At 44.8% G+C, this 23681-nt stretch carries 20 protein-coding genes and 2 pseudogenes; 11 read left to right on the plus strand and 11 right to left on the minus strand.

Features of this window, described 5'->3' with window-relative positions:
- The first annotated feature begins 472 nt into the window (after nt 1-472).
- The 3 genes from RIB93_RS18595 to RIB93_RS18605 all read left to right on the plus strand — a co-directional run bounded on the left by RIB93_RS18595 (nt 473) and on the right by RIB93_RS18605 (nt 4739).
- Complete coding sequence (locus tag RIB93_RS18595) at nt 473-2071, plus strand: SDR family NAD(P)-dependent oxidoreductase (RefSeq protein ID WP_446374387.1); 1599 nt, start codon at nt 473-475, stop codon at nt 2069-2071.
- A 457-nt stretch (nt 2072-2528) separates the two neighbouring features.
- The gene (locus RIB93_RS18600; protein WP_446374389.1) at nt 2529-4178 is read left to right on the plus strand and encodes a DUF3352 domain-containing protein; all 1650 of its coding nucleotides are present in this window, start codon (nt 2529-2531) and stop codon (nt 4176-4178) included.
- A gap of 180 nt (nt 4179-4358) precedes the next feature.
- Nucleotides 4359-4739, plus strand: a complete 381-nt coding sequence (locus tag RIB93_RS18605) for a PqqD family peptide modification chaperone (protein WP_446374391.1) — start codon at nt 4359-4361, stop codon at nt 4737-4739.
- A gap of 253 nt (nt 4740-4992) precedes the next feature.
- On the opposite strand, the pseudogene RIB93_RS18610 reads toward RIB93_RS18605, so the two are convergent.
- From RIB93_RS18610 to RIB93_RS18620, 3 genes and pseudogenes are all read right to left on the minus strand, one after another.
- Nucleotides 4993-6528 (minus strand): annotated as a pseudogene (locus tag RIB93_RS18610) (IS1634 family transposase).
- A gap of 417 nt (nt 6529-6945) precedes the next feature.
- Nucleotides 6946-7281, minus strand: a complete 336-nt coding sequence (locus tag RIB93_RS18615; RefSeq protein WP_446374393.1) for an element excision factor XisI family protein — start codon at nt 7279-7281, stop codon at nt 6946-6948.
- A complete protein-coding gene (locus tag RIB93_RS18620; RefSeq protein WP_446374395.1) occupies nt 7269-7685 on the minus strand; it encodes a XisH family protein in 417 nt (138 codons plus the stop codon). The genes RIB93_RS18615 and RIB93_RS18620 overlap by 13 nt, the downstream gene beginning before the upstream one ends.
- 29 nt (nt 7686-7714) lie before the next feature.
- Between RIB93_RS18620 and RIB93_RS18625 the strand changes: the two genes are divergently transcribed.
- Complete coding sequence (locus tag RIB93_RS18625; protein ID WP_446374397.1) at nt 7715-9493, plus strand: ABC transporter ATP-binding protein; 1779 nt, start codon at nt 7715-7717, stop codon at nt 9491-9493.
- Nucleotides 9494-9515: 22 nt separating this feature from the next.
- Here the strand turns inward: RIB93_RS18625 and RIB93_RS18630 are convergent, their stop codons facing one another.
- Nucleotides 9516-10643: a nucleotidyltransferase domain-containing protein gene (locus RIB93_RS18630; protein ID WP_446374399.1), complete on the minus strand. Its 1128-nt coding sequence runs from the start codon at nt 10641-10643 to the stop codon at nt 9516-9518.
- Nucleotides 10644-10664: 21 nt separating this feature from the next.
- Between RIB93_RS18630 and RIB93_RS18635 the strand changes: the two genes are divergently transcribed.
- Entirely contained in the window at nt 10665-11639 is a 975-nt protein-coding gene (locus tag RIB93_RS18635; RefSeq protein WP_446374401.1) for a threo-3-hydroxy-L-aspartate ammonia-lyase, read from the plus strand.
- Between the two features lie 67 nt (nt 11640-11706).
- Here the strand turns inward: RIB93_RS18635 and RIB93_RS18640 are convergent, their stop codons facing one another.
- Nucleotides 11707-12627 (minus strand): retropepsin-like aspartic protease family protein, encoded by a 921-nt coding sequence (locus RIB93_RS18640; RefSeq protein ID WP_446374403.1) that lies wholly within the window; start codon nt 12625-12627, stop codon nt 11707-11709.
- A gap of 459 nt (nt 12628-13086) precedes the next feature.
- Between RIB93_RS18640 and carA the strand changes: the two genes are divergently transcribed.
- The 5 genes from carA to RIB93_RS18665 all read left to right on the plus strand — a co-directional run bounded on the left by carA (nt 13087) and on the right by RIB93_RS18665 (nt 16767).
- A complete protein-coding gene (gene carA, locus RIB93_RS18645) occupies nt 13087-14235 on the plus strand; it encodes a glutamine-hydrolyzing carbamoyl-phosphate synthase small subunit (protein WP_446374405.1) in 1149 nt (382 codons plus the stop codon).
- A gap of 176 nt (nt 14236-14411) precedes the next feature.
- On the plus strand, nt 14412-14777 hold the full coding sequence (locus tag RIB93_RS18650; protein WP_071777234.1) for an STAS domain-containing protein: 366 nt from the start codon (nt 14412-14414) through the stop codon (nt 14775-14777).
- 130 nt (nt 14778-14907) lie between these two features.
- Nucleotides 14908-15375 carry a Mini-ribonuclease 3 gene (locus RIB93_RS18655; RefSeq protein ID WP_446374407.1) on the plus strand — a complete coding sequence of 156 codons (468 nt, stop codon included), beginning with the start codon at nt 14908-14910 and terminating at the stop codon, nt 15373-15375.
- Between the two features lie 29 nt (nt 15376-15404).
- A complete protein-coding gene (gene rlmB, locus RIB93_RS18660; protein WP_446374409.1) occupies nt 15405-16391 on the plus strand; it encodes a 23S rRNA (guanosine(2251)-2'-O)-methyltransferase RlmB in 987 nt (328 codons plus the stop codon).
- Nucleotides 16392-16479: 88 nt separating this feature from the next.
- Nucleotides 16480-16767, plus strand: coding sequence for a DUF1816 domain-containing protein (locus RIB93_RS18665; protein WP_446374411.1), 288 nt, complete (start codon nt 16480-16482; stop codon nt 16765-16767).
- Between the two features lie 193 nt (nt 16768-16960).
- Here the strand turns inward: RIB93_RS18665 and RIB93_RS18670 are convergent, their stop codons facing one another.
- Complete coding sequence (locus RIB93_RS18670; RefSeq protein WP_446374413.1) at nt 16961-17875, minus strand: alpha/beta fold hydrolase; 915 nt, start codon at nt 17873-17875, stop codon at nt 16961-16963.
- Between the two features lie 49 nt (nt 17876-17924).
- Between RIB93_RS18670 and RIB93_RS18675 the strand changes: the two genes are divergently transcribed.
- Nucleotides 17925-18128: a hypothetical protein gene (locus RIB93_RS18675; protein ID WP_446374415.1), complete on the plus strand. Its 204-nt coding sequence runs from the start codon at nt 17925-17927 to the stop codon at nt 18126-18128.
- Between the two features lie 173 nt (nt 18129-18301).
- On the opposite strand, the gene RIB93_RS18680 is transcribed toward RIB93_RS18675, so the two are convergent.
- From RIB93_RS18680 to RIB93_RS18700, 5 genes and pseudogenes are all read right to left on the minus strand, one after another.
- Complete coding sequence (locus RIB93_RS18680; protein WP_446374417.1) at nt 18302-19378, minus strand: calcium/sodium antiporter; 1077 nt, start codon at nt 19376-19378, stop codon at nt 18302-18304.
- 437 nt (nt 19379-19815) lie between these two features.
- On the minus strand, nt 19816-20592 hold the full coding sequence (gene larB, locus RIB93_RS18685; RefSeq protein ID WP_446374419.1) for a nickel pincer cofactor biosynthesis protein LarB: 777 nt from the start codon (nt 20590-20592) through the stop codon (nt 19816-19818).
- Nucleotides 20593-20716: 124 nt separating this feature from the next.
- The gene (locus tag RIB93_RS18690) at nt 20717-21730 is read right to left on the minus strand and encodes a GAF domain-containing protein (protein ID WP_446374421.1); all 1014 of its coding nucleotides are present in this window, start codon (nt 21728-21730) and stop codon (nt 20717-20719) included.
- A gap of 502 nt (nt 21731-22232) precedes the next feature.
- A pseudogene (locus RIB93_RS18695) lies at nt 22233-22481 on the minus strand (YciI family protein); the annotation flags it as partial.
- Between the two features lie 109 nt (nt 22482-22590).
- Nucleotides 22591-23679 (minus strand): RNA-guided endonuclease InsQ/TnpB family protein, encoded by a 1089-nt coding sequence (locus RIB93_RS18700; protein ID WP_446374423.1) that lies wholly within the window; start codon nt 23677-23679, stop codon nt 22591-22593.
- Between the last annotated feature and the right edge of the window lie 2 nt (nt 23680-23681).

A 23681-nucleotide genomic window follows, 5' to 3' on the forward strand; every position in this document is an offset into this window, starting at 1 on the left:
TATACATTTCATCGCGCAATTAGCTAGACAATATATATCTATCTCATGGTTTTCAGAACTCATTTTAAGTCACTAAAATTATCTCTTCAGCAGATATTAAACGTATGATAACCAAACATGATATCCATTGACATGAAGATTCTGTAAACTTATGTCTAATTAATGTAACGAATTGATGAAGTTGGCTTTTCAGCCAACATGAAACGGTCTTGAAGATGTCGAGTGTACTTTTTACGAATTCTGCCATGGGAGCAAACCTGTCCCCTAGATAAAATCGTAAAAATTGGTAAAAGTTCGTGAAAATTCACCCTGACCTAGCTTGTATACCCAATCCAGGTTAACCACCCTCTTTATAAGTAGGAACAAGGCAACAAGCAATAGGCTTTCATCGACTAAGGGATCAAGGGGGTTCTCAAGGCGGATTGGGTATTACACAAAGATTGCGCTACTATCAATAAAAAAATGAGAACGTATGAATCAGTGTAAGCCTCAGAAAGTCTGCATTGTCACAGGTGGTAACTCAGGTGTAGGTTTGATGACTGCTTTTGGTCTCGCCCAATTTGGTCATCACGTATTCATCGCCTGTCGCTGTGCAAACAAAGCCGAGAAAGCTGTCAATTATATTCGCTCCTCCACCGGAAATCCTAACGTTGAGTTTTTGCCACTCGATTTAGCCTCCCTTGATTCAGTTCGTACATTTGTGAAACTGTTTCAGGACAGACAGCTTCCGCTGCATCTATTAGTGAATAATGCAGGTGTTTTCAATGCCAAAGGTACCACTCAAGAAGGATTTGAACTTATTTGGGGAATTAACTATCTGGGGCACTTTCTAGTGACAAATTTGCTCCTGGAAACGCTTCAACATTCAGCGCCAAGTCGCATTATCATGGTTGCCTCTGACTTAGCATTACGCCCCACTTCTATCAAATGGGAGCGTTTTGTCAGGAAGACACCCTTGAATTTTATAGAACTGTATGCCGTATCTAAATTGTGCTTATTGATACTGACTCAAGAACTGGCACGGCGCTTAGAGAATACTAACGTAACTGTTAATGCGATTCATCCCGGATTTGTGCAATCTAATATAACCTTAGGGCATCGCTTAAGCAAGTATTTAGGTATCGGTATTTCACCCCAAGAAAGTGCTTCGGGGTTGCTGACTTGTGCAACATCTCCTGATTTTGCAGAGGTAACGGGTAAGTTTTTTGATTATCAGCAGACCGAAATCGAACTTCCTGATCTGGCAAAAGATACTGAACTCGGTCAACAGTTGTGGGAACAGAGTAGCTTGTGGACAGGCTGTCATCAATACAATCTGAAAACACCCGCCCAACCTGAGACGTCGGTTGGACTTTTAGAACCCTATTCGCTGGCATTAAGTCCCTCTGAACTCGGTTCCCTTAGCCAAACTATTGTTGAAACTGTATTGCCCAACCCTCCGCTAAAGAACAAATTTTATCATTTTATTCACCTTTTGTTTAGACTCAGGATGGGGGCGATCCTTTTACTTGTTAATCAATTCCGCAAGCAAGAGTTTTATATGGAAAGGCATCTTGATTCAGACGCTGTTTGGGCGATCTGCCAAGATAAAAATTTACGACAGAAATTGAAGGAGTATTTGGGGGAAACGTTAGTCTTGTGGCGTTCAGAAATTTGGGTGAATTATCCCTCGCAACAACTGATTCCGTTTTGGCATCAAGATTCCTATCCCAATCTGCTTCAAGGCGAAGGTAAAACGATCAATGTCTACATTGCACTAACAGAGGTTAATGAACGGAATGGGTTTGAGTACATCCCTAATTTTCAACTCACTCCGGATGTCTCGGTTAAAATGAAAGACCCGTTTAGTGGCAATTGTTTGTTTAATTTGAAAGAAGACTTAGAACAGCAAGCCGTTCCTGTGGTTTTGCGTCCTGGAGAATTTGTTTTATTTACCGATCAACTTATGCATCGTTCGATTCGCAATATCAGTGGTCAAGTTCGGCTAGCCCTCACCCTGCGGCTTACTCAACCCTCTGTTCATATCGTCTCAAGCTACAGTCCTATTTACAGTAAGCCTGTCTTGTTGTGAGTCCTGCTAACATGAAATATACAGCAGTTTGCTCTGCTATACGGTACATTGTCGATCCCCCTAAATCCCCCATGGAACCAAAAGCGAAGCATCCTTTGGCTTCCCCATGGAACCAAAAGCGAAGCATCCTTTGGTCTCCCCCATGGAACCAAAAGCGAAGCATCCTTTGGTCTCCCCCTTTTGAAGGGGGACGGGAGGGGGATCTGAAGGGGGACGGGAGGGGGATCTGAAGGGGGACGGGAGGGGGATCTGAAGGGGGACGGGAGGGGGATCTGAAGGGGGACTTTGATCTACTGTACTTTATTACAGCGCAAAGCGCTGTAAGTAGTTGGACAAAATTAAATCAGGGAACAGGGAACAGGGAACAGTAAGTAGTCGGACATTCTAGTATTTAGGGTGATAAATCAGTAAACGCAGGTTTATTGAAAACATTTATTCAAGTTAGGAGGCATTTCAAATGTCATTTAAAAAGTTTCTGGTAATTGGCACAACTCTAGTCTTGGTAGGGGGTGGCGCTGCTTATCTCTACGCCAAAGGATTCTGGGGAGTCGCCGACACCCCAGCCGCTAGTGCTAAAGTTATTCCCGATGAAGCGGTAATGGCGGGCTTTATTTCCACTGATCCTCAATCCTGGATGAAGTTACAGCAGTTTGGTACGCCTGAACTGCAAACGTTAGTGAATCAGAGTCTGGAAGATTTACAAGCAGAAACCTTGAAGGATTCCCAAATTAGTTACGAGGAAGATTTAAAACCGTGGTTGGGGAATGTAATGGTTGCTATTTTACCAACGACTTCGGCTGAAACGGTAGACGACTCCAATCTGTTGACAGTTGTTACTATTAAAAATAAGTTTAGTCTGTTAAAGTTTGCCAACCAGTTAAAAACTGAGGATAAACTAGGAAAAATTGATGAGATTGACTATAATGGGTTGACGATTGTGGAGACAATTGACGAGGGCAGAACCTTCTATTCAGCGGTATTGAGACAGCATTTGGTCATATCTGAAGACTTGAAACCTGTACAATTAGCGATTGACAGCTATAAGGGAGAACCGTCTCTGGCTAGCGAAGGGAATATTGCCAAACTATTCTCCCAGGATATGGATCTGCTCAACCCCGTTGCTAAGTTTTATATCCCTGACTATACCGCTTTTGTGCAAGAAATGGTCGCCAATAATCCAGGAGTTGCGCCCTTACCTCCCGCCACGTTAGAACAATTGCAAGCGTTTAAGTCAGTTAAAATGGGGGTAGGAATTGATGACGTGGGAATTCGGCTGAAAACGATCGCCAATGTTGAACCCTCGGAAATTCAAGTCGAATTTCAGCCCAATCCGGGTCAAATTATCAGTCAATTCCCCGCTTCAACGATGATGCTGTTAACCGGAAATGGGATTAGCCAGGGATGGGAAACAATAAGCCAATCCGCCCAAACCGATCCCCAATTGCAGCAAGGACTCAACAGCCTCAGAAGTGCCGCCAATAGCATTAATTTAGATGTGGATAAGGATATCTTTGGCTGGATGGATGGGGAATTTGCCATCGGCGTGATTCCTTCCACAGAAGGGATACTCGCCCCCATCGGCTTTGGTGGAGTGATCGTCTTTCAAACCAGCGATCGCGCCACCGCCCAAGCGACGTTAACTCAACTCGATACCCTCGCCCAACAAAATACTATTCAAGTTTCACCCCGAACGGTTCAAGGAGAATTGGTTACCGAGTGGACAATTCCGGGACAAGGTACTTGGTTAGGACATGGTTGGTTAGATCAAAATTCCCTGTTTATCGCCATTGGCGAACCAATAGTAGAAAAAATGCTGGTGAATCCTGAACCGTCTCTGGATCAAAGTGAGTCGTTTATTACGGTAACAGAAGCTTTACCTGAATCTAACAGCGGTTACTTTTATTTAGATATGGATAAAACCATGACAGTGGTGAATGATTTTATCGAAAATACCACCCCAGACACACCAGAACCTGCCCCTGATACCCAAACCGCTTTGGCTATTTTAAATTCCGTGCAAGGGATCGGCGGAACCGTGACTCAAGACAACCCTTCTACTCATAGTTTTGAAATGATTATTACGCTTGAATCTAAAACCGAAAACTAAGCAAAAAAAGGCAGAGGGCAAGTTTCAGGACAATTCATAAATTGTGATTATAGTTAGAACGAATTTTCGTGATTTGAGGGGTCTGGCTTTTTTAAGTTTTGTGAATAGACAGAGATTCCCAAGACTGTAAACTGACGGGCAGTTGTCTTTTACACGGGTAAAAGAATTAAAGAGTGAATCGTGCGATCGCCTGAACGTTGCCCTGGGTTACTGGATGGCTGTAAAGATAGCGTTTCTGGGAGTTGGCAGAAGTGTATGAGTTCTGAAAATACGGTGTCAATGTCTTCGATTATCGTCGCCAGTCAGGAACAGCGCTCGTCGGATTTGACGGGAGAGACGGTGATCCTGAATCTCAAGTCGGGGATGTACTACGGCTTGAGTGCTGTGGGTGTGAGTATCTGGAATCTGATTCAGGAACCGAAAGCCGTGAGCGAGGTGAGGGATGTGATTCTAGCAAAATATGACGTTGAACCGGAACAGTGCGATCGCGATGTCTTGGCGTTGGTTGAAGAGTTGGCGACAGAAGGATTGATTGAGGTGCGGGATGCAGCAGTTGCGTAAGTTTCTTAGTTTGACAGCTTGCGATCGCATCTTGCTATGCCGTGCCGTTCTTGTGCTGGGCGCTGTTCGCTTGGGGCTGGGGGTGCTACCGTTTCAGTGGTTTCGCCACCTGTTAGCGGGTGTGAAGGGAACCAGATGGTTGTATCCTACATTCCGCAGATCTTGACGGACAGCATTAGGAAGGCATAAAAATTTTTTGTTTTCGCGAATAACTTCGGATAATGACCAAAAAATATTACTTGTCTACTCTGATTTATCCATCTTCAATAATTAAATAGTATTCCCGACAATATTTCCCTAAATGTTTCAATATGTGTTGACGTTCTGACGTTAAATTGCTCACGTATTGCTCCCCTTCTACAGTTACCAAATGGACGGCTTGAAACATTTGAAATATCCATCTCATTGTCGGTCGGTCTGTTAATTTTTTGACCTGATTTTTCACCGCCTCATTAGCGGCGGCTAATTCTTGCCTTAGTTTCCTTTGAGCGAGATTATATACTAACAAGCACAGTCCCATTATCATGGCAATCGCTTCTACCCTCTGGGGATTTTTAACAAATACACTCGAGGTGAAAAATAACGGATCTTTGAGAAATCTAAATCCTCTTCGATGACGGATTCTCGCCTCTCAACTTGACCGCTAACTTGATAAAATTTTTTCTCGCTCTTTTCCCCAGGTTGCTTGACTCGTTTTTCTCGACATTCAATTTCTTTTATTTGGTGATATTTCCATGAATTGGAAACTGTTTTTATCGCTTTCTCTGCGTCGTCTTTACAAGCAAACAACTGTCTGGAAAGCTTGCGTACACTGGCTTGTGCCTTTTTTTCTCGTTTCTCTATCTGCTTGTCTATTTGTTTGACCCTTGCTTTTTTTCTCGGTTCGCTTTCTACGACCACCCATCTTTGTTTGATTCCGCCGTATTCACTTTCTCGCTCAGCCATTTTATATCCTTTTATTTGACTCTCTTCCCATTCATTCTCTTCAATCTCTACTATTTTATTTTTTGCCTCTTTCACACTTAACGGTACTCTTGTTATCCATTTCATTCCTCTCATCGCTGATAAATTATCTGCTGTGTACAAGGGACTATCTCCCACGTATATCCCAGAAAATGTCCACTGTTTTTTAAATTCTTTTAATCTTTCTACAAATACACTTTTATCATCCACATTTCCGGAGTTCACTTTTAGATACAATGGCACATCTCCATCTCCAGTTACAATCATGTCAATAATAAATTGTTTCAGGTCAGGTATGCGTATCTCTCGAATATCCATGAACTATTTCTATGGCTTTCATTTCGGCTTCTACTTCTTGCTCTTCTCCTTCAATTCTCTCACTACTTTTTTCCTTTGTTTCATACTCTCCTTCAACTGACATTGAACTTCCATCTATATGAACGCTTTTCATTTCTACTTGAAAAATATGCGTCGCTTTTAGGGATACTGCTGTAAATATTTTCGTTATTCCCGCTCGGTGGTATTTATCTAATCCTCTTCCTAGTCGATCATCATTCAAATGTTCCGGTAATACTCCTTCTCCTATTAGGTGTTCGGTGGCTTTTCCCACGAAAAAGTTTTCAAATAGATATAGTGGGGCGCTCAAAAATCCCAAGCCATTCAAAATCATCGCTTTCATGACTTGTCCAGGGCTGAGAGTTTCTTTTTTTCTTATTCCCACTATTTTATTCACTTCTTCCACCAATCCTATCTCATCTATTATTCCCGCTACTATTCCTAAATGGTCTAAATTTTCGATTTTTAAAGCAGACTGGCTCTCTTTCATGCTTTTTCCCTCTTCGTCTTTGACTCTATTATTTTACCTGAAAAATACCTGAAACAATCCCTGGACATACATTTGGTGTTTTCATTCATTTATTTTTATCTCTATAAATTCTGTTGAAATATCTGCGGAATGTAGGCTAAATCTCAACACCGTCCTATCCCGCCGAGAAAATATCCTATTTACACTGGACAAAGACGACGAAAAAATTTATGTCAAATTCTACAAAAAGACCCTGGATTTCCCCCGCTTTGTCGAACTCTCCCTGACTACCCTACTCCAAGACAACAGCTTCGCCGTCAAAGATATCGGCGGACTGATTACCGACGAAGGCAAACTTGACCTCGCCACTAAATTTGTTCAGGAAGGGTTTCTCACCATTGAGAATATAAATACCGAACACGAAGAAGTTGTAGCTGACTAAGCAACAGCATACCCAGTGTATTGCCTCACACTAGGCTCATGAAATCCCAAAACAATATAATCCTTGGGAATCCCAGCTTGTACCAGTTCGTTCGCTATCCCATCTTCTGTTCCATCCCGTTGAATCCACACTTTGCCATCAATAATATCGACATGAATCAGACAACCATGAATTCGTCTATCATTCCCCCAACCTACAGACACAATCAGATAACGATTGGTTTCGCGGTCAAAAACGGCTTCATTTTGAATCTCCCCGTAAGCATAAGAAAGATGAGTGTATTGTTTCAGCACATCTTGAACAATCTGGGAGTGCTTTTTTAAGGTATCCATTGCACAATATCCTCTGTTTTCGAGTCAAAAACAATGAGCTTGAGGCGTCGCTTTTGTAGTAACTTTTTACCAATAGGTTCTTCAAACAATTCCAAAAAAGTAATTCTGCGAATGGCTAGATATAAATTACGGTCAGGTTCAACGTCTTCTAGAACATCAGCATACAAAATGTATTGACCTAAGGCATTTTTAAGGTCTTCGATTTCGGATGCACCCACAAAACTCTTAACTTCTACAGCTATCTTATCGTCTTCCTTTTCAGCTGCCAATAGTTTTTCTGCCCCCAAGTCTACAAACAAATCCTTAGCACCTACCTTCAAAACCAAGGGGTCGTGGGTAATTGTCCACCCGTCTTTAATCAGAGCATTTTTAACATTGTAATGATAAATATCTCGTGCTGGCATAAAAATGCTGAATTTCAACTATATTATCAATGCCTAAACTTAAACGCGCCATCCTCTTAGTCTGGCAAAGTGCGCCCAGATTAACCGGGATTAAAGTCGCCCTAATTATCCTCCAGGGCATCCTCCCGCTAGCCTCCCTCTACCTAACGAAAGTAGTGGTTGATACTCTTTCTGCTAGTCTCACCACTCCTAACCAGGAAGCTGCATTCAGTCAAATCATGGTATTGCTGGCGATCGCAGGTATTGTTATCCTGGCAACGACTCTGTGCGAATCATCCGCTAATTTAGTCAGTACCCTACAAGCCCAGCGCGTCACTGACTTTATGGAAGGTATCCTCCATGCCAAGTCCATTGAAGTGGACTTAGAACACTACGAGGATGCCGAATACTACGATAAGCTGCAACGGGCGCAACGAGAAGCCCCATCACGACCCACTCAAATTGTAGACCGCCTCACCCAAATCGGTAAAAATAGCATATCCTTACTGGCAATTGTCGGTTTACTGCTCTCCTTTCACTGGGGAATGGCTGGGGTTCTCTTTGTCGTCGCCATCCCTTCGGTGCTAGTCCGCTTAAAATTCGCCAAAATCATGTATCGTTGGCAGCGGGAGAAAACTTCAATCCGACGCCGTGCGGGATACTACAGCGCCTTACTCACCAGAGATAGAGTTGCTAAAGAAATTCGCCTATTTAATTTAGGTTCTCTATTTAGCGAACGATTTCGCCAGTTACGTTGGCAACTCTACCACGAAAGCTTCGCCATTGCCACTCGGCGTTCTGCGGCTAATTTAGGCGCTCAAGCCTTGGCTGGATTGATTATGTTTGCCGCCTATGGGTTTATTATCCATCAAACCGTCCACGGTATTCTTACTCTAGGCGATCTAGCCCTTTATCATCAAGCCTTTAAGCAAGGACAAGGTGCATTTCAAGGATTATTAGGGGCATTTTCTAGTCTTTATGAAGAAAGCCTATTTTTAACTGACCTCTACGAATTCCTTGACCTAAAACCCAAAATCACCGAACCCTTACATCCTCAACCCATCCCCCAACCCCTCACAACCGGGATCACTTTCAACAATATAAGTTTTCAGTATGCCACAACTACCCGCCAAGCCTTAAACGATATTTCCCTGACTATCAAACCGGGAGAAACCATCGCCCTAGTTGGGGAAAACGGTTCTGGAAAAACCACCCTAATTAAACTCCTCTGCCGCCTTTATGACCCAACTACTGGTAACATTACCATTGATGGCATCGACCTGCGCCACTTTAAAATTACCGACCTCCGACAACAGATCAGCGTCATCTTCCAAGACTACATGAAATACCACCTAACCGCCCAAGAAAATATCTGGTTAGGTAATATCGAACTCTCTTCCACAGATGAACAAATCAGCAAAGCCGCCTATCGTTCTGGTGCCGATGAAGTCATCAACAGCTTACCCCAACGCTATGACACCATGCTAGGTAAACTATTTGAACAGGGAGAAGAACTCAGCATCGGTCAATGGCAGAAAATAGCCCTCGCCAGGGCATTTTTGCGCGATTCCCAAGTCATTGTTTTAGATGAACCCACTAGCGCCTTAGACCCCAAAGCCGAATACGAAGTATTTAAGAAATTCCGCCAACTCATTCAAGACCAAGCGGCTATTCTGATCAGCCATCGCCTCTCCACCGTGAAAATGGCAGACCGTATCTATGTTATGGCAAACGGCTCAATTATTGAAAGCGGTACTCATGAGGAACTAATGCAACTCGATGGGACGTACACTCACTTATTTGAAACCCAAGCTCAACATTACCGTTAACCTGCCCAAATCCTATACAACTCTAAATCAATTCCTGTCGCACAAAATCGCAAACATACTGAATCTTATTAGATAGCTTTTCCCGAATTCTGATATAAAATATAAACCGTTGCATCATCGCGCTGAGATTAAAGTCTTGGCGACTAGCAATATCAGCCGAATCATTTACATTCTCAAAGAAATTCCGACATACCTGAGCCGCTAGCGATACCGCTACTGAGTCGGCTTGGACGTTTAACTCAATCTCTGGAGGGAGAGTAGCACCTACAAGCTCTCTAGCTAAAATAAGACCAAAATAGAGCATACGCAACCCCCCCAATTTATTAGCCGTTTCAATAACCCCTTGCCAATTTAACTCTGGATAAGCCTGAATAACTTGTGCAATATCGCAAACCTTAATCAGCTTTTCCAGTCGCCCCAACTTTTCCCAACAGTCTTTAGCCACTTGAACGCACAGAATCAACAGTAAATCCTCTGGGGAAAAGCTCACCACTGTTGTCTCCAGCAAAGGCACCGATTGTAAACGCTGCCATAACCCCTCAAAATCTAGATAAAACGGGAAATAGGATGGAGCAATTCCTTGATGAATATCCACCTCAATTTGGCGATTATCATCGACAAAACACTGCTCCCAGTCATATTGAAGCTTTAACTGATATCCTTGAGTAATCAGCAACGCTTCCGTTTTGAGAAAGTCCTGTTCTCGGACTAAAATATCAATATCAACAAACTGTCGCAGCGCCAGATCCCCATAAACAGAAGCCGCCAAGATAGAGCCTTTGAAAGGAATAGCCGGAATTTGATGGGTTTCAAATAGGTTCAGGAGTTTGATTAATTCTTCGCTCAGAAATAAAGTATATAGAGCGTTCGTCTGGAACCGCAGCCGTAGTTGATTCAGAATAGTCTGAGGAACAACTTCTGAACAGGTACTGTTAAGACTTTGATACAGGAGGGGTAAAACCCCGTGTCTATCAGCCATTTGGATTAAATGCGCCCAGTTGATGTTTGACTCAACTAATGTTTTGATAGATTTAGCTGTTGTCGTATTTATTTGGGTGCGGCTACAGCACAGGAGTAGATCAAGTTCTGGGTGAGTCGCTACTTCTGGAGATTTAGTGCTAACTGTATTATTTATAAGTTTTTGAGCCATATTAATAATGACTATTGACGAATGACAAACCAATCATTATCTGTTACCTATACCGACATCGAAGCCGCCGTTAAGCGCTTGAGAACCCACGCTCATCTTACACCCGTTCTCACCTCTACCACTGTCAACCAACGTACCCAAGCTCAGGTTTTCTTCAAATGCGAGAACTTTCAACGCACAGGTTCCTTTAAATTTCGTGGTGCATTTAACGCCCTATCTCAACTCTCAACTGCCCAGAAACAACAGGGTGTGATTACCTACTCATCCGGCAACCATGCCCAAGCGATCGCCCTATCCGGTCAACTCCTCCACATCCCAACCACCATTGTCATGCCAGAAAATGCCCCAGATGTCAAGCTAGCGGCAACTCGTGGTTACGGCGCTGAAGTGATCCTCTATGAACCCGCAGAAACCATCCGAGAGGAACTCGCCAAGAAACTAGCAGCCGAACGACATCTGACGATTATCCCACCCTACGACCACCCTGATATTATCGCCGGACAAGGTACCGTTGCCCAAGAACTAATTGAACAAATCGGTCAACTAGATATCTTACTCGTCTGTTGTGGTGGCGGCGGTTTACTCTCCGGCTGTGCGATTACCGCCAAAAGCTTATTTCCCAATTGCCGAGTGATTGGCGTTGAACCCGAACGCGCTGATGATGCTACTCGCTCGTTTTACAGCAAAACCCTCCATAAATGCCATAACCCAGACACCATTGCTGATGGCGCTCGTACCCCATCTTTGGGTCAGTTTACCTTTCCCTTAGTCCTCAATTATGTCGATGACATGATCACTGTCTCCGAAGATGCCATTCGTCGCACCCTCACCTTCTTATGGGAACGCCTAAAAATTGTCGTTGAACCCACAGGTACACTCGCCGCCGCTGCTTTACTCGAAGGACGAATCACCGCACCCGGAAAGCGAATCGGCGTGATTATTAGCGGTGGCAATGTAGACTTGACAAAATTACCTCAACTGTTTGGTACTAGGTAACACTTTTATACCCATAAGGCGGACATGATAGAAGCATGGATTAAGCTCAGAAGCTAGGGTTTTGTTCTTAACGGTGGTGAAATTCGACAACATTTTCTCGAATCACGACATCATAGTGACTATAGAAGTCTTGCCCCAATAATCCCACGTCTAAATTTGCCCCGCCGATCGCGACGTTTATATTCTGTTGAGCTGCTTCTCCGACAGCGATAGATTTAACTTGACCAATGGCAAATTTAACCCCCTTAGCACTGGCTGTATCGGCAGTAATTTCACCCTCTGGAACTACACCCAGACGCTGCGCCATGGCTTGAGTAATGACTGTACCACTTGCCCCTGTATCAACAACCATATTAAAGGTTTGTTCGCCATTAAACGTTACTTCAATCACGGGAGTTTGACCAATTCGCTGCTTGATTGGTGCTTTAACGATTTTTGGGGTTTCTATATTTCCCGGTAACGGGTTCTCGGATGTCGCCGGATTTGCCTGATCTGTGTCTGAAGAATCCGGGGATTTCGTAACTGTTTTGGTGGCGACACTGAGGGGTTCAGGATCAGGGAGACGAGGGCTAGTGGCTTGTTGTTGGGCAATGTTAAGATTGCCTTGATATTCAGCGATTTTCGATTGCGCGATCGCATAGTTGGGACTCGACGACGACACGGATTCCAAAAGTGCGATCGCCTCTTGCCAACGGCTGATCACTAACTGCCAATCATCCCCCGATTGAGCCGATTGACTAATCGTTGCGGCACTATAGGCAGCATCTAGCGCTTGTTTATAAAGTTCTGTGGCAGTTGGCTGTGTCTGGGTTTCCGCCGATTCCGGAGGTGTCGAGGGTTGAGGGGAAACCCTGGGCGTTGTCGAGGTAACAATGGGTTGAGAGGAGTCTTCCAGACGCCCTGAGGACTCCAAACGACTACAAGCCCCTGTGGTTAAGGCTAAGGTGCCAGAAATAAACAGAATGACGACGCGATCGCAAGATAACATAGGCTCAAAAAGCTCTTGAGCAATTTATCTTTATTATGAACGAACGCTTTCGTATTTTTCTAGTATCATTTAAGCGCTAAAAAATCAAGATCAATTTTGCTGATCCGAAGGCAGACGACAACTGATCTTGCTCAGGCGGTAGGTAATCCACGACTATAAAAGTCACACTCTAATAACCTTTATCCATTCATGAATGTTTGGTGTAGGTGGCATTACGGTGAAGGCGGTTAACATTTCAACCATCAAGGTGAAATCGACGCCCTAGTAATGCTTATTTCCCTTCAAATTTCCTCATAGCTTCCTTCCCCCAGACTGATTCAGTCGGGGGAATTTTCACGATCGCCACCCAAAGTCCTCGCCAGTTTTTCCGTTGTCATGGGATAATAGCGCCTCAGTTGAGTGTTCGAGTTATCGTACTCTTAGAATAAAAATCAACCAGCCATTAACAACACACTGCTTATGCCTATTTCAGCAGCTACACCAGCGCTTCTGGTACTGGCGGATGGAACATCCTACCAGGGTTGGTCTTTCGGCGCTTCAGGTACGGCGATTGGAGAAGTTGTCTTTAACACCGCCATGACGGGGTATCAAGAAGTGGCAACCGATCCCAGCTACTGTGGTCAGATTGTCACCTTTACCTATCCCGAACTGGGAAACACGGGAGTTAACCCAGAGGATGAAGAATCAACCCATCCTCAGATCCGGGGTGCGATCGCCCGAAATATTTGTTGGCGTCCCAGTAATTGGCGCTCAACCCAATCTTTACCCGACTACCTCAAGGAACACAAGATTCTCGGAATTTACGGGATTGATACGAGGGCGCTGACTCGCAAACTGCGCTCAACCGGGGCGATGAATGGTGGTATTTCCACAGAAATTCTTGATCCCGGCAAATTGCTGCAACAAGTGCAAGCTGCGCCGAGTATGGCGGGGTTAAATCTGGTGCAGGAAGTGACAACCAAAGCGGTTTACGAGTGGTCTGAAACCACGGATAATCATTGGGAGTTTCGTCCCTCGGCAGAATCGGCGGCGGGTGCCCCCTTAACGGTAGTGGCGATCGATTTTGGCATCAAACGCAATATTCTGCGGCGTTTAGCCAGCTATGGTTGTCGTGTGATCGTGGTGCCAGCGGATACATCCCCGGAAGACATTCTTAAGTACAACCCCGATGGTATTTTCCTCTCGAACGGACCCGGTGATCCAGCGGCGGTGAGGGACGGGATTGAAACGACCAAAGCCTTGTTAGAACACCGAAAACCCCTGTTTGGCATCTGCATGGGACACCAGATATTGGGTCTTTCGATGGGTGCTGAAACCTTTAAGCTAAAATTTGGACATCGTGGGTTAAATCACCCGGCTGGGTTACAGCAACGGGTAGAAATTACCAGCCAAAACCATGGATTTGCCATCAATTCTGAGTCCTTAGGGGCGGATGTGGAAATTACGCACCTCAACCTGAATGACCGGACTGTGGCAGGATTGCGTCATAAGACGCTACCATTCTTCTCGGTGCAATACCATCCAGAAGCGAGTCCGGGTCCTCATGATGCCGACTACTTGTTTGATCAGTTTGTCGAATCCATGCGATCGCACAAAACCCCTACTTAAAGCCCCTACTTGCAGAAGGTAGAAGGCAAGGGGTAGAAGGTGGGTTATTTCCATGCCCACCACGCTCTATGTGGATGATCCGTAAACTTCTCGCTATACTATCGAATAGCTTAAATCGCTGGTAAACCACCAACCCATGTTGAATTCGTTTAGTCAAGTACAGCTAGGAGGGTGTTATTCCTGAGCAACTCAACCTGACAGTCAGCTTAAGAGGGACTCGTGAGGTCAAAAGTAATTATCAACTGTTCCGTCTGACTGGATTGTTAGATGCCTTCTCAGAACCAACGTTTGGGAAGGTGATTGGTAAATGTGTCGATGAGGGACCAAAAAATATTATTTTGGATCTCTCAAAGATCGATTTCGTGGATAGTTCGGGCTTAGGCGCTTTAGTGCGTATAGCGAAAAAGGCTCAAACGGCTGAGGGAAAATTGCAAATTGTCACCAATGCCCGTGTGACTCAAACAGTGAAGCTAGTGCGTCTAGAAAAATTTCTCTCACTTCAACCATCGGTTGATGAAGCCTTGGATAACGTCAAAAAATAATTGAACACAGGAAAACTGTGGCACTCATCCCCTGACAGTCTGGCAGGGGATTTCCCGTTATTTGCCCTGGAGCTTTTTACGATAAAATAGGGGCGGGCATTTAAACTGCCTTTCATTTCGTCCGAGTTTTATGGAGCAGCAGGAAGAGACGGCAAACAGCGTAGACAATAACTCAGCCCTTTCTGGCACAGAAGCCCGATTTCGGCAATTGAATGCTGATGCCGATCCCCAATGCCAAATCCAACAGATCTCACCGGCGGCGTTGGCTTATCTGGGAGATGCTGTGTATGAACTCTATATCCGCCGTCACTATTTACTTCCCCCTAAACGTTTATGTGATTATCATGATCAAGTAGTGGCTCAAGTCCGCGCCGAAAGTCAAGCGAATACGCTGCGATCGCTCGAACCTTATCTCACTGAACCCGAATTGGCACTATTGCGACGTGGACGGAATGCGGCGACTGGAACGTCACGACGCCTCAATCGCAAAATCTATCAACAAGCCACCAGCTTAGAAACATTACTGGGATATCTGTATCTGACTGATCCCCAACGCCTGACTCAGTTATTGGCTTATTTGGAACTCGATACCCCTTAAATCATCAGCACACTTTATTTAATTAAATTATGGCTAATCAAGATCGCCGCTCTAACACCTCTAGCAAGCCAAAGCGAGGGAAGTTTCAACGTGACCAACGCCGTCCCTCCTCTAAAGGTAAATTCTCCAGGGATCAACGCTCCCCGGATAAACCTGTTCTAAAACGTCGCTATGATCCCCAACCGTCGCCGCCAGAACCAACGGAATCTGAGTCCACTTTGTCAGAAGATGTTGACTTACTTTATGGACGCCACCCTGTCCTAGCCGCCCTGGAAAATCAACGTCAGCTTAATCGGGTGTGGATTCTACCGCAGTTACGCTACGATCACCGCTTTCACTCATTACTGCTGCAAGCTAAAGCCAATGGTACAGTGATTGATGAAGTCGATTCGCGACGCCTCAGCCAAGTTACTCAAGGGGCTAATCATCAAGGTGTGGCGGCTCAAGTAGCACCTTACTCTTACAAAGAATTAGGGGATTTAATTGAAGCTGCCAAATCCACCAGCCAATACCCTGTGATCGTCGTTTGTGATGGGATTACTGATCCCCACAATTTAGGTGCTATTATTCGTACTGCGGAAGCCTTGGGCGCTCAAGGTTTAGTGATTCCCCAACGACGAGCCGTAGGCGTTACTTCCACCGTCATGAAAGTAGCAGCGGGCGCATTAGAAACCTTGTCCATTGCCAGAGTGGTCAATCTGAGTCGTGCCTTAGAGGAACTGAAAACCGCTGGGTTTTGGATTTATGGGACTTGTGCTGACGCTGGTAAACTACTACACACCGTTGACTTAAATGGATCGATAGTATTAGTTATTGGTTCAGAAGGTAGCGGTCTAAGTCTCTTGACTCAACGCTGCTGTGATGTGTTGGTTTCGATTCCCTTGTATGGCAAGACTCCTAGCCTCAACGCTTCTGTTGCCGCCGCCATGACGTTGTATGAAACCTATCGTCAGCGTTGGGTCAATCCCCTGTATCTTGATGATCTCAGCAAAAATTCTTGGAAAAAGGAAACGTAAAGTAGTATAACAACAAGTAGTATAACAAAATGTAAACAACTCGAAATTAACAAGACCACATAGCATCCCATCGACTTAGGTAATGAACATGAAAGAAGTTTTGATCAACAGTCTCCAATTTTTAGGCTTGGCGTTTTGGGTAGAAATCGTCACAGATGATCCCCAATGCACCTACTATTTCGGTCCATTCTCCAGCAAACAGGAAGCCGAATCCGCTCAAGGGGGATATATTGAAGATTTAGAAAATGAAGGCGCTCAAGGGATTTCTGTAAATGTCATGCGCTGCAAACCGACTAATCTGACGATTTTTGATGAAGAGTCGGAAGAGTTAAGGGTTAGTGCGAAAATACCCGTGTTCAGTGGAAACCTTTCCTAGAACGTCGTGTCAGGTGTCGGGAAGCTGGGGGAGCTGGGGGAGCTGGGGGAGCTGGGGGAGCTGGGGGAGCTGGGGAAGCTGGGGAAGCTGGGGGAGCTAGGGGAGCTGGGGAAGCTGGGGAAGCTGGGGGAGCTGGGGGAGCTGGGGAAGCTGGGGGAGAAATATATACCCGATCCCTTTTTTTAGGTTCTTGTCACCCCTTGAGATCAACAACTTGAGGATGGCGTTGAATCCAATCATCAATATCACGGCGTACCTGATTGGGAATTTCCCACGGAAACAGGTGAGCTGTATGAGGATAACAACGCCACTCAGATTCTCTTAGATGTTGAGCCGTTTCTTGACTCGATTGAGCGGTAATGTGGCGATCAGCTTCTCCGGCTAATACTAGACTGGGACATTGAATTTGTTCTAAGTCAGCCAGTCTATTGTATCTCGCTTGCAATGCCTGGTTCAGGGCATCAGTCGCTACCTTAGAAGTTTCGAGATAGGCGGAGAAGGCTTTCTCTGCCAAATACTGGTAAGCTATTGCAGTATGGTTTTGGATCAGATAACGATAGAGCGATCGCTTGCCAAAGGTTTCAATGTTCCACCGCCATCCAGGAGAGACACGATTCAAGATAGAGGCGATCCCAGTATAGAGATTATCCTGCCATGCGATCGCAGGATGACTTCCTCTAGGTCGTGCGGCTGTAGCAATCAAAATTAAACCACTCACTCTCTCAGGTAGCCTTAGCGCTAATTCCATAGCGAGAATCCCCCCCAAAGACCAGCCGAGAACCAAACAACGATTGATCTGGAAGCGGTTCAGTAAATCCTCCAAATCTATCAGGTGGTCGCTCATCTGAAACGCTTCTACGGTACGACTGCGACCATATCCGCGCAAGTCAGGAGACAAGGTTTGGAATCGTTGAGATAGGTGGTCAGTAAAAATCGACATACAACGACCCGATCCTGGATGACCGTGCAGGCAGAGAATCGGAAAGCCTTGACCTTGGCAATAAACATGAAGTTGAACAGATTCCGAGATTCTACCTATCGACAACTTGTTAAACTCCTCCCTAAAAGTTCTTGACAAATCCGTGAAATTGCTGTTTACGATCAGCATTGTGGCGGATGACAATTGACATAACGGTTGATTAAGTTCGATTCAAGTTATGTTTTCACAATTGCATCAATTCCAATCCTCCAAATTGACCCACACTCAAAAAGCTTTGCTCAAATTACAATACCAGACTGTACACTCAGCTCATTCAGCTACAGATGATAAGTTCGAGGCATGGCTAATGACCTTAGAAGAACAGTGGACACCGGAAATCGCGGCTTGTCTTCAGGGTAAATTCCCCGATTGGCGCAGCTAGTGCAGTGCGGCGGAGTAGGGGAGGTCAGCAAAACTATGTCCTCGAAGGTCGTGAAGGGTCAAAATTCCACACTTAGTCAGGGCGGGTTTTGCACAAGTGTTACTATCAATCAATAGTCAAGCAGAAAGTCCCTAAACCCGCCCCTACACACTCAACACTTCTCCCGTTAAGTATCAAGTTTTGCGGAAGGAACGAATCGCCAGAATAAGCAGTGTTATGAGAGTCAACGGCATAACAAACAGGAGCATGATCGCGCTAAATTCCTCCAACGCATCATGTTCAGTGGCGTTAAGAAACAAATACATCGTATAAGCGACGTAGTATGCCAGAAACAGAATGCCCTCCCAGCGAGCAATACAATAGCCAGTAAAGAAAATTGGCAAGCAAGCGACAGCTACAGCAATCATGACAGGAATGTCAAAATTTAAAGCAGGCATTGATACAGCTATGCCGTCAGGCGCAACAATACTACACACTCCCAACACCAATAGGAGATTAAAAATATTACTGCCAACTGCATTACCAACTGCAATATCCCGTTCACCTCGAATACCCGCAGCAACTGACGTGGCAATTTCTGGTAGCGAAGTCCCAGCAGCAACAATGGTTAAGCCGATAATCAATTCGCTTATCCCAAATGATTGAGCAACATCTACAGAACCCTTAATCAGGTAGTTTGACCCCACTACCAACATTCCTATACCGACAATAATTAATCCTAGGTTGAGTAAGATCTGATCTATTCCTCGGCGAGAGCGCTGATTATTGCTTTCTGATGCGCCTTCCTGGGCTTGGCTTTCTAGACGTCCTTGGTACAGGGTAAATAAAGTGTAAGCGATCGCTCCCATAACCAAGAAAATCCCATCACCCCGACTCAGTTTACCATCCCACCCCATTAACCATACCAGAAATGATACTCCAGTCATTAAAGGCGCATCAAGTCGCACCAATTGTCGCGAGACAATCAGCGGAGCAACGGCGGCGGAACTGCCTAGAATTAGCAAAATATTGGCAATGTTGCTGCCAACAACGTTACCAATGGCAATATCTGCTTGTCCCGCGTAGCTAGACTGTACAGATACGGCTAATTCCGGAGCGCTGGTGCCATAGGCAACAACCGTTAATCCGACAACTAGGGGTGAAAGTCCAGCGGCTACAGCTAATTGGGATGCTCCCCGTACCAGAATTTCGGCTCCGGCGATCAGCAAAACAAAGCCGCTAATCAATAATAATATAGTGATGGCATCCATCAGGGTTTATCCGGTATGGGAACAGATCAAAGGGTAGGGGTTGATGACGTTAATGTCAAAGTTAGGCTCAGGTAGCGATGCCTCTACTAATCAGAATAACTCAGAATAACTCAGAATTAGACTTCCTTTGGGAAAACCTATTCCAGAATTCAATGATTGTTGGCTAAATTTTCCTGATCAAGAAATTGGTTCAAAATTCTCTTTATGAGTAAACAGAAGCAAGAAAATGAAGGACTAATTCCAATAGTCTTTACCACTCAACTTGTTGATAAAAATTTATACCCAAGCATTTGTTACAAGTACAAGTTTTCACTCAAAAAAATCATTGTAACATTTCCCACGTATTTCGGTGTAACATTTCCCACGTATTTCGGTTTTTGTTCCCTGTGACACACCGAGCGAAGTCGAGGTGTTCCCTATTCCCTGTTCCCTGTTCACTATTCCCTCAATAACTTCTGCGCTGTCCGCAGAATTTGACCCGCTAGAATTGCCGCACCAAAACCGTTATCAATATTCACGACACCTACTCCTGGCGCACAAGAATTAAGCATGGTTAAAAGAGGAGCAAGTCCGCCAAAACTTGCACCGTAGCCGATGCTCGTAGGAACTGCAATAACTGGAGAATCAGCTAAACCCGCAACAACGCTAGGTAACGCTCCTTCCATCCCGGCTACGACAATCAGCACATTGGCTTCAGCAATGACCTGTTGATGACTCAGCAAGCGGTGGAGTCCCGCTACACCCACATCCCAGAGACGCTGTACCTGAAACCCACACAGTTGAGCCGTAACTGCTGCTTCTTCAGCAACCCATAAGTCAGAGGTTCCTGCACAAATAATTCCTATCGTTCCTGGAAAATTGGATGGAATCGTTTCCGGCGCGATCGCACAAATCCGGGCAGTCGGATAATAGTGGATATCAGGGACTGTAACTTGGAGTTGGGCAAACACATCAGGCAAGATGCGAGTTGCCATCACCACTGAATTACGTTGTCGCATTGCTGCCATAATTTGAGCAATTTGGTCAGGTGTTTTACCTAAACCCCATATTACCTCTGGAAAACCTGTTCTCAAGGTGCGGTGATGGTCAATTTTAGCAAAGTTGCTAACGGGTTCAAAGGTGAAATGTTTCAGTTTATCTAAAGCAACTTCTGGACTGGTTTCGCCAGTAGCCACTGATTCGAGCAACGTTTTTATGGCTTGAGGTTGAGTCATGATTCATTCAACTATTAAAGTGTTATTAGTTTTTTAAACAACAATACAACTAGGATTAATGAGTATTTTATGCTGTATTTACATAGATCATTCTAATTTAACCTATAGCGATTTTTTATTATAGTCAAATTACGCGGAGTGCCCCGATGATAACAAACCGACCGTAAAGTTTAGTTCGGTTTCCATAAAATTCCACATTAATCAAACTCCTATCTTTACGCTGTCCCTTGAATCGACAGTACAGATTTTTACTTTGACCCTGAATGCAGCTATAGATTTGTTGTTCAACAAACTTACGATTGTCTAGGCATACGAGTTCAAGAACAGATTCTAATGAGATCAGTTCTCCAAAAGTATAGCCAAAAGTTTCGGCTAATCTGGGATTGACGTATAGAAAATTCCCTTCTCCAAACAGGATGTACATGCCAATTCGGGAAAATTCTTTCTCGCTGAAGGATTGAGTTACACTTTGACGAGATGGAGCGGTTGTTTTCTGTTGAGCCTGCTTTAATTCTAAGTCCAGTTCTTGCTGCTGACGTTCATGATAGAGTCGAGCATTGTCAAGCACCAATGCCATAGATTCTGCTGTGATTTGCATTAGATGAGCCGATTCCGGGCTAAAGTGTCCGGGTTGTGAGTGGGTTAATGTGAGAATTCCTAAGACTTCTTTACCCATTAAAATCGGAACGCCAAGGGCGGAGCGAACGGTGTAAGGTTGATTGGGTAAGGTCAACCAACGCTCGTCCTCGATCGTATCAGTAATGAGTCCCAGTTTACGGTGACGATAGACCCAACCCGCTAACCCTTTATTCAACACTTGACCAATCAGCCGCTGCTTTTGTCCTCGTAGCGTCGCACCACGAGCTAGAATACTTTCGGTGACAACGCCATGGGTATCAAGTAAGAACAAACTACTAGATTCGGCACGAGTTAGCTTGGTGCCAATGGTCACAATTTGTTGCAACATGGCTCTAACCATCAGTGTCCCCCTCGCCGCTTGCAAGGTTGTGGCAAAGGTTCTCATGAGCTGATGTTGGGCATCAAACGCCATTTTAGTCATTTTCAGTTTAATCACTTGTCGGCGTAGGGATGCTACTTCCGCCATGAGTTGTTCGTAGGACTTGTTGCGATCGCTCATTTATACCTCTATCCATTCAATGCACCTGCACTCAAATTCCTGTACGATTTCCCCCTCTGCTAGAGAGAAAGCCATAAGACAGACTCACTCCCTTGGTTTGGGGTAGAATTGAGGGTGTTCTCTAACCTTTACCAGAATTTGCTTAATCTCCCCAATAATGAGTTTAGGCGAGTTGTTGCTTACTCTGGTCAAGTTTGTCATTTTTTTGTTCAGCTTTCCATGGGTTGCAGATGAAGTCCCGATCAACCCATGAACAAATGTAAAGCAAAGCGATCTTGATACAACCTTATCTGATGGTGGGGGTTTGGGGGAGTTGTAAGACCCACGCTGTAATCTGGAATTTTGTAGTTACCGTTACCTCCCATGACCTCCATTCAGTGACCATCCTTTTAAAGGTGGGGCGGTGAGGATGTCAATCTTAATCCGATAGAACAATGGAAAATCCTAGCAGAAACTACTGTAAAAGATTTTATGGGTTTTCTGGACTCACGTCGCTGTTACCCTAAAATGCCTGAATCCATTCTTTCACATCGTACTCTGTCCAAATTCCATTTTGCCAATAGGGGTCTGCCTCAATCAGTTGGCGCACAGTGGCTTCATTTTCAGCTTCATAAATAGCAAAAACTTTGGTCAAATCTTTGGTTGGACCAATCGTGATTAAAACGCCTGATTCTTTTTGTTGGGTCAAACCATCTAGATGCGCTTGGCGATGAGGAGCGCGTTTTTCTAATACGTCCTCACAGTAGCTTCCGTTACATAAAACTTACACAAATCTACCAATACCTGGTAAAGTTTGCTGTTTACTTCCTGCTTCATTCTGGCCGTGACGACACTTAACCAGTCCACAGGCTCTCCCCCACCTAACTGGCGGCTACTTCCAAATTAATGGAAGCGTTGAAATCTCGATCAATTTCCAATCCGCAGTTATCACACCGAAAAACCCGCTCAGATAAAGGCATTTCATCCTTGATGACATGACAACGAGAACAGGTTTTGGTTGAGGGATACCATTGGTCTACTACGACCAGTGTTGACCCGTACAACTTGCACTTGTACTCTAGCTGGCGTTTAAACTCATAAAAGCCCATGTCCTGGATAGCTTTTGCTAGCTTATGATTAGCCATCATCCCAGACACGTTTAAATTTTCTATCCCTATTCGGCTGTGGTTTTTGGCTAAATAGGATGTGAGCTTGTGCAACGTGTCCTTTCTGATGTTGGCTATTTTCCGGTGCAAACGAGCTATTTTGATTTGGGAAGACTTCCAGTTAGCCGAACCGATTTGCTTGTGGCGGTTTAACCATTGCAGGCGAGAGAGTTTCAACTCGTACTTTCGATAAGCTTTTGCCCCCTCTACTACAATCCCAGTAGACAAGACAGCTAATGCTTTTATACCAAGATCAACACCCACTACAGAGTGAGATTTGGGTCGGTTAACTGGCTCATGTTCCAGCTTAAAGCTGATGAACCATCGGTCTGCTGTCCTGGATATGGTGACGGACTTGGGCTGAAAACAGACGGGCAGCCGCTCATGGGTCCTCAACCAGCCAATAACCGGAACCCTGATTTTAAAATGCTCAAGTGCAATTGAGCCATCTAGGGTAAAGCTATCTCCCCGTCCTTTCTTCTTAAACCGAGGTGGCAATTTATTTTTCTTAAACGCATCTTTCCAGGCTTGAGCTAATTGCCTAAGCGCATACTGAGGGGCGCATTTACTCACTTCGTAATACCAAGGGCAAATGGGTTTAACCAGAGCTACCAACCACTTGTGCAAGTCAATCCCAGTAGGAAACTTGATTTTATCCTCTGGGTTGTCCCGATTGTGTAAGAGTATCTGTTTGGTTAAACCTAAACCCCAATTCCAAGCATGGCGAGAAACGCCAGCGTGTTTAGCTAGCGCCGTTCGCTGCTTGTTATTAAGTTTTAATTCGGTCTTAAAACCTAATAGCATTG

Origin of the sequence: Coleofasciculus sp. D1-CHI-01, from assembly GCF_040218875.1 — a bacterium.
GTDB lineage: Bacteria > Cyanobacteriota > Cyanobacteriia > Cyanobacteriales > Coleofasciculaceae > Coleofasciculus.